This is a genomic window from Aeromonas sp. 604443, from assembly GCF_049170315.1.
Lineage (GTDB): Bacteria > Pseudomonadota > Gammaproteobacteria > Enterobacterales > Aeromonadaceae > Aeromonas > Aeromonas veronii_A.
The window spans coordinates 545988-555629 of the sequence record NZ_JAAKMI010000001.1; the positions used below are offsets into that span (position 1 = coordinate 545988).

The following is a 9642-nucleotide window of genomic DNA, read 5'->3' on the forward strand; positions in this document are numbered from 1 at the left end:
TCCTTCTTAGGGGGTTCAAACACAGGGGGGATTGTCAGGAAGCGTTGCCAGATAGAGCGTTTGCCGCGGCCATGGCTCGCTTCACACACGGAAAATCAGCCGGAATAGCCGTTGTTGCGACGCGTTGTGTGTCCCGCTCTTGGCCAGGCAGAGCGGTGGTGTCAGCCTTAAGCTGACCGCCGGTCATCAATTCGAGCTGATAGGCGCGACCTTGGGGGATTGTCTCGCCCCACTGCGAAACTGACTGCGGCTTGATACCTAGGGCGGCAGCTAATTGGACTACGCTGCCATAATGCTGAACTGCGTCATGTTTTTTCATTTTCTTACTCTCTCGGCAGGGCTCATATACTCAATGGAAGTAAATGTAAGATCGCTTGCAGGCGAAGGCAACAAAAACTTACCAAAAAAGAAAGTAAAAGCTACGCAGTCGTTGTGTAAGATAACTTACATGAACATACATTCGCGCATAAAATCACAACGATTAGTTCACGGCTTGACCCAAGAATCCTTGGCTAAAAAGCTGGGAATTAACCGCGTCTCTATCAGCCAGTGGGAGCGAGGAGACACCTCGCCGAAAGGTAACAACCTAGTTAGGCTTGCTGAGATTCTTGGAGTTAAGCCGGAATGGCTGCTTTTCGGTGACGATGCTGCAAGCAGTACTGGGACAAGCTTGCCCGGTTATCACAACGTCGAACCAGCAGTGATCTATCAGGGCAAACGGATCCCGATTCTTAGCTATGTCCAAGCGGGCAACTGGCGTGAGATGTGCGAGCAGGCTACTGCCTTCGATGGGAATGTCGAATATGTATCGGCAGGTGGTGAGATCGGTCCCTACGGATTTGGCCTTTGGTTACGTGGTGACTCTATGGTGCCGCTATTCAAGGAAGGGGATCTCATCATCGTTGATCCTGATGAGTCACCCCAGCCAGGGGATTACGTCGTGGCCAAGAACGGCACCGACGAGGCCACATTCAAAAAGTACCGGCCCCGCGGCATCGATGAGAACGGGCAAGAGGTATTTGAACTGGTCCCCCTCAATGACGATTACCCCACCATGCACTCCGATCGACAACACATACAGATCATCGGTGTGATGGTAGAACACAGATCTTATAGAAAAAGACAAGTGGGGCGTTGATTCTTACTTTTGCAATTAGTTCAGAAAAAATTACGGTAAGTGCATGAAAACCAAAATGAGATTCAATAATTAGCGAAAAATCTCTCTGGTTCATTTATTAGAATGATGATGTCCAAATAGAATAGTCATTTGAATGTAGTAAGAGGTAGAAGAGTTATACATGGTAACCATACGAGATCTGACATCCCCAACCCCAACAGTGGATTTATCTGCTGATCTGTTGATTCGCTATCATGCATGTAAGGCTATGGCGAAGGGGTATGCGGAAGGAATTTCGTCAGAACAGGTTCGCCTTGATCTGGCTCGCACCTATTGTGCTCTTGTAGTTCAATCTTTTTGGACTGCTCAGTGTGATAAATACAACTCAAATTTTGAGATAAAGTCGTACACTCATTCTCTCACTACCTTATCTTCCGATATCAAGCTGATCGCAGAGGATACAGGCAAGCTGATTGCTATGTTTCCTGCTGAAGATTCAGGCTATTTAATCGGTTCGATTTATACGGCCATGCTACCGTCGTCATTACGGTCAGAAATGGGGGCGTTTTATACACCTCCTCCATTAGTAAATCGCCTGCTTGATCAGATTGAGGCTGCCGGATTTGATTTTTATAACGGGTCTGCCATCGATCCTGCTTGTGGTGGTGGTGCTTTCCTTGCTCCACTAGCCATGAGAATGATTAGGCACGGGGAGAAAATTTCTCCGGAATTAACATTACGCCATTTAAGTAAAAGATTAAAAGGTATTGAACTTGATCCATTTGCAGCATGGATGAGTACAGTTTTACTCGAAAGCGCTGTTTTGCCTCTATGTATTTCAGCAAATTGCCGAATGACAGATGTTGTTATTGTTGGTGATGCTCTTCAATTAACTGATATAGGTGTGTTTGACCTTGTTATCGGTAACCCACCATATGGAAGAGTGAAACTGGATGACCAGATGCGAAAGAAATTTTCTAGATCGCTTTACGGTCACGCTAATCTCTATGGATTGTTCACTGATTTAGCTTTGCACCTAGTAAACTCAACTGGAATATTGGCTTATTTAACACCGACATCGTTCTTAGGTGGGCAATATTATAAAGCGCTTAGGAAGTTACTAACAGATGAAATGACACCCATTTCATTTGATTTCATAGCTGACCGTGATGGTGTTTTTGATGATGTCTTACAAGAAACGATGTTGACTACTTACATTAAGTCAAGTTCAACACGTTCTGCTCAGGTTGCAGTCGTTATACCACAAGGCCTGAATGACGCTAGGGTGGAAAATATTTCTCTTGTTCGGGTTAATGATCAAGGTAATCCCTGGATACTGCCTAGAGATCCAAAAAACGCAACATTTTTAAATACTATTATAAATATGCCGACACGTATTTCTGATCTTGGTTATACAGTGGCAACAGGTCAGTTAGTGTGGAATAGACACAAAGAACAGCTTACCAACGTAATGAATGATGGTTGCTTTCCATTGATATGGGCTGAGTCTGTAACTGGAAATGGCTTTAAATTTAGTGCAGATAAAAGAAATCATGTGCCGTATATCAATGTAAAAGATAACCAAGCACATTTAGTGACGCGTAAGGCTGTTGTTCTACTTCAGCGAACTACCTCAAAAGAGCAAAATCGTCGATTACTTGCTGCGGAATTGCCACAAGAGTTTATTGATAGCTACGGTGGAGCTGTAATAGAAAATCATCTTAATATTATATATTCACCTACTGGAGCTACACCTTTAATATCATTAAAGACTCTCTCCTTGCTGTTGAACTCAGAGAAGGTTGACAGTGCATTTCGTTGTATCAGTGGTAGCGTGGCTGTTTCAGCATACGAGTTGAATGCATTACCTTTACCAAGTGTTGAACAACTAATTGAACTGGATAAATATATTTATGACGGCGCTTCAAAAATAAATATTGAGAGCAAAATCGCGTCATTTTATGGGGTCGAATAAAAGTGCCATTTTCAAATTTGCCTGAAATAGAACTGATTTCAAGTCGTCTTGCTGTTATTTTTCCAGAGGGTACTGAGAATCGAAATTATGTAGTTCGTGATATGGCCGCGCGTACGATTTTCGTATTGCTATATGCAAATGCAGTAGAGGGCGAAGATAGGTGGATTCGTCCCAGTCATATTTACTTTATGACCAACGAGCAGTCGAAAAAGATTGAAAAGTCAGAACGTGAAGAATGGTTTACTAATTCACTGAAGTCTCGTTATCGGCCAGCTGGTTCGCGTTGGTATGCAGATACAACACGTGAGCCTCTTAGAGATGAGACACTACGTTCAGGATTTATTGTATGTGGTGCTGTGATTGAGCGGCAAGGGATACCGACTACATCCTCGAAACCAAAATATGCTCTTGAATATGGATTTGCTCAATTATTTGATCCTTCATTAAAGGATGAAGGTTTATCTATTGCTATAGATAAATGGCGAAACTCTCATTTATCAAAGGCCGCTCTTGTTAGGCAACATCTAGTTAAACAAGGTGCAACTGTTGCTGGAGCTGATGCTATTTCAGTCGTTTTCCCTAATGGTGAAACTCGTTTTTTATCCCCTGGTCCATCGAGTGTTATATCTAAAGCGGTAATCGAAGAGTTTGCCCCTAGATTTCTTAAACAGCCTACAGTTCTTTGGCTCTCACAGTCAGGAAATAAAGTGGTTGCTCGTGATGAAGCACTAGCTAGTGCTTTAGGTTTGAATATTGACCCATCGAAAGCATTGCCAGATATAATATTGGTTGACTCTGGTGAAAATAAAGATGCTACAGATATGTTGGTTATCTTTACAGAGGTGGTTGCTACTGATGGGCCTGTTAGTCGCGAGCGTAAATCTGCTTTAACAAAATTAGCCGTTGATGGTGGATTTTCAAAAACTGATTTAGCATTCTTAACCGCATATATGGACCGGTCTAGTCCTGCATTTAAGAAAAACATTTCTGACCTTGCATGGGGTTCATATGCTTGGTTTGCCTCAGAGCCAGACTGTATTATTGATTTGAGAGATGGAAAACCCCGGAAATTGAGTGATTAATTGCATTGTAGCAATCAGTTTGTTTGATTACACGTGGCCATCTCTATTAATCATAGAGACTGTTAAATATTTATATATCAACCTAAATCTTTGATGAGGTTAGTGCTTGAGGCACTGGATAAGTAGCCTCAAGCTGCGCCTCCTTCTCATATTGTATGTCATATCTTCTGTTAAACACTGCTAACCACCATTAAATGCTGTATAAAATTACAGTGTTTTGATGGAGGTGTGATGACAGTGAGAGTGTTGTGGTGGGAAGTTGTGTCGATGTGCGGACCGCGGGGATGGATGAACACCTTCCGATATAAGGAGGGACGATGAGCATCAAGTCTACGCCTGAGGGTTACCTGGTCGATATCCGTCCGCAGGGGAGGGAAGGCAAGCGGATCCGCAAGCGCTTCAAGACTAAGTCCGAGGCACAGCATTTCGAGCGCTGGGTGATCGCCACCGGACATAATAAAGAGTGGGTTGATCGCCCAGCAGATAACCGACCGCTTTCTGAGCTGATCGAACTCTGGTGGCGCTACCATGGCCAAACCCTGAAAGCAGGGGAGGCGGTTCGCAAGAAACTTTACAATATCGATGCCGCTTTGCGCCACCCATTGGCAAGGCAGGTGACGCGGGCGCTGTTCTCCGAGTATCGAGCGCAGCGACTCAACGCTGGCCGACAGCCTAAGACGGTGAACCGCGAGCAGGAGATGCTGGGTGGGGTGTTCTCGGTACTGATAGACCTCGGCCATTACCACCATGAACATCCGCTCAAAGAAATGAAGAAGGTCAAACTGGTTGAGCGGTCGATGGGCTACCTAGCCCAGGCTGAGATCAGCGAAGTCTTGGCCGCGTTATCGGGGGATAACCTGAAGGTGGTCAAACTCTGCTTGGCCACGGGGGCGCGTTGGAGTGAGGCGGCCAATCTGCGCCGCGAGGAGGTGCGGGCCCATCGGGTAACCTACATCAATACCAAGAATGGCAAGAACCGCACCGTGCCGATCTCGGCCGATCTGACGAAAGAGATAACGAATGGGGTAAATCGGGGCCCGCTGTTCCGTGACCTCGACTATATGTTTGTGCGTGAGGTGATCAAGTCAGTGGCGCCGGATCTGCCTGCTGGGCAGGCGGTGCATGTGTTTCGACACACTTTTGCGTCACATTTTATGATGTCCGGGGGAAACATCCTCGCGCTGCAAAAAATTTTGGGCCATCACAACATCCAGCAGACGATGACCTATGCCCACTTCGCACCGGACTACCTGAGCGATGCTGTGCGCTTCAACCCGCTGGAAAATCCGCTGCCCACTATATGACAAAGTGTCCACAAATTGCCCCAAACAGGGTCATCTGGGGTGACTAAGCGTCACCCCTTGTAGTCCCTAACTCATTGATTTTAATCTAAGTTATTGTTTTTGTTGGGTATGTTAAGGCGGCTTAGGCCTCCTTTTTTGTATCTGTCATTCACGGTTTTACATCACGTTTTTCTTTCACCCGTCCACGTTTTGTCCACTGTTTTACACGCGCTACAGTTTTCTCCATACAAAGTGACATGTGGGAGATCACTAGTTCTATAAATGGATTGTATGCCAACAAACTATGTCTTTATTCTACTATTTCAAGAGTGACGGTAAATCGATGAGACTCGCTTGATATAACAAAATGATTTGTAGGGAGAAAAGCCCACCTTAACTATGGTCAGCGAAGGGGCTTTTTTTGTATTATTCCCCTCTTGACCTTATTTAGCCTAAAGGCTCCTGTATCGGGAGTGGTGACGAGGAAGACATGCAACAGCTTGAAGAAGTAGTCGGCCAAGCCAGAGCCGAAATTGAGGGCGTGAGCGATATCGCGACCCTCGACGAAATCCGGGTCAAATATCTGGGTAAAAAGGGCTTTTTTACCGAGCAGATGAAGGGCCTGGGTGCCTTGTCTGCCGAAGAGCGTCCCGCCGCGGGCGCCGTGATCAACCAGGCCAAACAGCAGGTTCAGGATGTGCTGAACGAGCGTCGTGAAGCGCTCGAAGTCGCCGTGCTGAACCAGAAGCTGGCTGCCGAGACTATCGACGTCAGCCTGCCGGGTCGCCGCATCGAGAATGGCGGTCTGCACCCGGTAACCCGCACCATCGAGCGCATCGAGCGCCTGTTTGGCGAGATGGGCTTCAAGGTTGCCCGTGGTCCCGAGATTGAAGATGGCTTCCACAACTTCGATGCGCTGAACATTCCGGCTCATCACCCGGCGCGTACCGATCACGATACCTTCTACTTCAATCCTGATCTGATGCTGCGTACCCACACCTCCGGTGTGCAGATCCGCACCATGGAGCATCAGCAGCCGCCGATCCGCATCATTGCGCCGGGTCGCGTCTATCGTAACGACTACGACATGACCCACACCCCGATGTTCCATCAGGTCGAAGGCCTGCTGGTTGACGAGCATGCCAGCTTTACCGAGTTGAAGGGCATTCTGCACGACTTCCTGCGCAACTACTTCGAGGAAGACCTGACCATTCGCTTCCGTCCTTCCTATTTCCCGTTCACCGAGCCGAGCGCCGAAGTCGACGTGATGGGCAAGAACGGCAAGTGGCTGGAAGTGCTGGGCTGCGGCATGGTGCACCCGAACGTACTGCGTTCGGTCGGCATCGATCCGGAAAAATACTCCGGCTTTGCCTTCGGCATGGGCGTTGAGCGCCTGACCATGCTGCGTTACGGGGTCAACGACCTGCGTGCCTTCTTCGAAAACGACCTGCGCTTCCTCAAGCAGTTCAAGTAAGGGCGAGAGAACATGAAATTCAGTAAATCCTGGGTGATGGAGTGGGTCCGCACCGAGTTGAGTGACAACGCGCTGGCCGAGCAGATCACCATGGCCGGTCTGGAAGTGGACGCCGTGGAAGCGGTGGCCGGCCAGTTCAACAATGTGGTCGTGGGTGAAGTGGTCGAGTGCGCCCAACATCCTGACGCCGACAAGCTGCGGGTGACCAAGGTCAATGTGGGTGAAGCCGAGCTGCTGGACATCGTCTGCGGCGCGCCAAACTGCCGTCAGGGCCTCAAAGTGTGCGTGGCCAAAGTAGGGGCGACCCTGCCGGGTGATTTCACTATCAAGAAAGCCAAGCTGCGTGGTCAGCCGTCTCACGGCATGCTCTGCTCTTTCAGTGAGCTGGGTATCGACGTTGAAGCCGATGGCATCATCGAGCTGCCGGCCGATGCCCCCATCGGTACCGATATTCGTGACTACCTCAATCTGAACGACGTCTCCATCGATGTGGATCTGACTCCGAACCGTGCCGATTGCCTCGGTATCGCCGGTCTGGCCCGCGAAATCGGCGTGCTCAACAGCGTGGACGTGGTCGAGCCGACCTGGGCACCAGCTGTTGCCACCATTGATGCAACTTTCCCGATCCGGGTTGAAGCACCAGCTGATTGCCCGCGTTATCTGGGCCGCGTCATCAAGGGGCTGAACTTGCAGGCCCAGAGCCCGCTCTGGATGCAAGAGAAGCTGCGCCGTGGCGGCATTCGTTCCATCGACGCCATTGTCGACATCACCAACTACCTGCTGCTGGAATACGGTCAGCCGATGCACGCCTTCGATCTGGCTACCCTGGAAGGGGAACTGGTGGTGCGTCGTGCCCACGCCGATGAGCCGATGACCCTGCTCGATGGCAACGAAGTGAAGCTCAAAGAGACCACCCTGGTGATTGCCGATGCCAAAGGTCCTGCCTGCATGGCCGGTATCTTCGGTGGCAATCGCACCGGTGTATCCGAGACCACTACCGACATCCTGCTGGAGTGCGCCTTCTTCGCGCCGCTCTCCATCACCGGCCGTGCCCGTGCCTACGGTCTGCACACCGACTCTTCCCACCGCTTCGAGCGCGGGGTGGATCCGGAGTTGCAAGCCAAGGTGATGGACAGAGCCACCCGTCTGCTGTTGGAGATCTGCGGCGGCGAAGCGGGTCCGGTCATCGAGGTCAAATCCGATGCCCATCTGCCGAAAGCGGCCCCCATCAAGCTGCGTCGCAGCAAGCTCGACAAGGTGATCGGTATCAGCGTGGCTGACGCTCAGGTGGTCGAGATCCTGACCCGCCTCGGCATGCAGGTCACTGTGGATGCTGACGGTTGGACTGCGCTGGCACCCTCCTGGCGTTTCGATATCGCCATAGAGGAAGACCTCATTGAGGAAGTGGCTCGCATCTACGGCTACAACAACATCCCGAACCTGAAACCCGCCGCTTCTCTGGCGATGGTGGAGCAGGCAGAAGGGCAGGTGACCTTGAAGCGCGTGCGCGACCTGCTGGTTGACCGCGGTTTCCAGGAAGCGATCACCTACAGCTTCGTCGATCCCAAGACCCAGCAAACCCTGTTCCCGCAGAGCGATGCCATCGTGCTGCCGAACCCGATCTCGGTCGAGATGTCCGCCATGCGTGTCTCTCTGTTCCCGGGTCTGGTGCAAGCCGTTGTTTACAACCAGAATCGTCAGCAGCCGCGTGTGCGTCTGTTCGAGCAGGGTCTGCGTTTCATCAAGGATGAAAGCGCCGAGAACGGTATCCGTCAGGAGCCGATGCTGGCCGGTATCATCACTGGCAACCAGAGCGACGAACACTGGGATATCAAAACCCGCGCAGCCGACTTCTTTGATCTGAAAGGAGATCTGGAAGCGGTGCTGGACTTGACCGCCGAAGGGGCCACCTTTACCTTCGAGCGCACCGAGCACAGCGCCCTGCACCCGGGCCAGAGCGCAGCCATCCTGCGCAATGGCGAGATCATCGGCCACATCGGCGTGATCCACCCGAGCCTCGAGAAGAAGCTGGGCCTCAAGAGCCGCGCGGTGATGTTTGAGCTGGAGCTGGATAAGCTTACCCCTGCCAAGGTGCCGGTTGCGGCCGAAGTTTCCAAGTTCCCGGCGAACCGTCGCGACATTGCCGTGGTAGTCGATCGTCAGGTTCTGGCAGGTGATGTGCTTGCGGTAATTAAAAAAGTTGGCGGAAATCAGGTAGTTGGAATAAACTTGTTTGACGTATACCAGGGTGCTGGTATGGCAGAGGACAAGAAGAGCCTGGCCATCAGTCTTGTATTGCAAGACACCCAGCGCACCCTGGAGGAGAAAGAGATTGCCGAGACCGTAGACAATGTCGTGCGGGCCCTTGGTGAAGAGTTGAATGCATCCTTGAGGGATTGATCTATGGCGCTTACCAAAGCCGACATTGCAGAGCACCTGTTCACCCAGCTCGGGATGAGCAAGCGTGAAGCCAAAGATATGGTGGAAGCCTTCTTTGAGGAAATCCGACAGGCGCTTGAGCGTGGTGAACAAGTCAAGATTTCAGGCTTCGGTAACTTTGACCTTCGTGAGAAGAATCAGCGTCCCGGACGCAACCCCAAGACGGGCGAGGATATTCCTATCAGCGCCCGCCGCGTGGTGACCTTCCGGCCTGGCCAGAAGCTCAAGGCCAGGGTAGAAAATGTTGAACCCAACGAGTGATAAAAAGCCAG

General features: G+C 50.4%; 8 protein-coding genes. 7 read left to right on the plus strand and 1 reads right to left on the minus strand.

Going from position 1 to position 9642, the window contains the following annotated elements; translation table 11 throughout:
* Positions 1 to 34 precede the first annotated feature (34 nt).
* A complete protein-coding gene (locus G5380_RS02355; protein ID WP_421254274.1) occupies positions 35 to 319 on the minus strand; it encodes a Cro/CI family transcriptional regulator in 285 nt (94 codons plus the stop codon).
* Between the two features lie 129 nt (positions 320 to 448).
* Between G5380_RS02355 and G5380_RS02360 the strand changes: the two genes are divergently transcribed.
* The 7 genes from G5380_RS02360 to ihfA all read left to right on the plus strand — a co-directional run bounded on the left by G5380_RS02360 (position 449) and on the right by ihfA (position 9631).
* Positions 449 to 1138: a LexA family protein gene (locus G5380_RS02360; protein ID WP_421352381.1), complete on the plus strand. Its 690-nt coding sequence runs from the start codon at positions 449 to 451 to the stop codon at positions 1136 to 1138.
* 160 nt (positions 1139 to 1298) lie between these two features.
* On the plus strand, positions 1299 to 3092 hold the full coding sequence (locus G5380_RS02365; protein ID WP_421352318.1) for an HsdM family class I SAM-dependent methyltransferase: 1794 nt from the start codon (positions 1299 to 1301) through the stop codon (positions 3090 to 3092).
* 2 nt (positions 3093 to 3094) lie between these two features.
* Positions 3095 to 4174, plus strand: a complete 1080-nt coding sequence (locus G5380_RS02370; RefSeq protein ID WP_421352319.1) for a BsuBI/PstI family type II restriction endonuclease — start codon at positions 3095 to 3097, stop codon at positions 4172 to 4174.
* A 317-nt stretch (positions 4175 to 4491) separates the two neighbouring features.
* Positions 4492 to 5478 (plus strand): phage integrase, encoded by a 987-nt coding sequence (locus G5380_RS02375; protein WP_408798143.1) that lies wholly within the window; start codon positions 4492 to 4494, stop codon positions 5476 to 5478.
* A 469-nt stretch (positions 5479 to 5947) separates the two neighbouring features.
* Positions 5948 to 6931, plus strand: coding sequence for a phenylalanine--tRNA ligase subunit alpha (gene pheS / locus G5380_RS02380; protein WP_042053694.1), 984 nt, complete (start codon positions 5948 to 5950; stop codon positions 6929 to 6931).
* Positions 6932 to 6943: 12 nt separating this feature from the next.
* Complete coding sequence (gene pheT, locus G5380_RS02385; RefSeq protein ID WP_376901005.1) at positions 6944 to 9331, plus strand: phenylalanine--tRNA ligase subunit beta; 2388 nt, start codon at positions 6944 to 6946, stop codon at positions 9329 to 9331.
* A 3-nt stretch (positions 9332 to 9334) separates the two neighbouring features.
* Positions 9335 to 9631 (plus strand): integration host factor subunit alpha, encoded by a 297-nt coding sequence (gene ihfA / locus G5380_RS02390; protein ID WP_005300715.1) that lies wholly within the window; start codon positions 9335 to 9337, stop codon positions 9629 to 9631.
* Positions 9632 to 9642 lie beyond the last annotated feature (11 nt).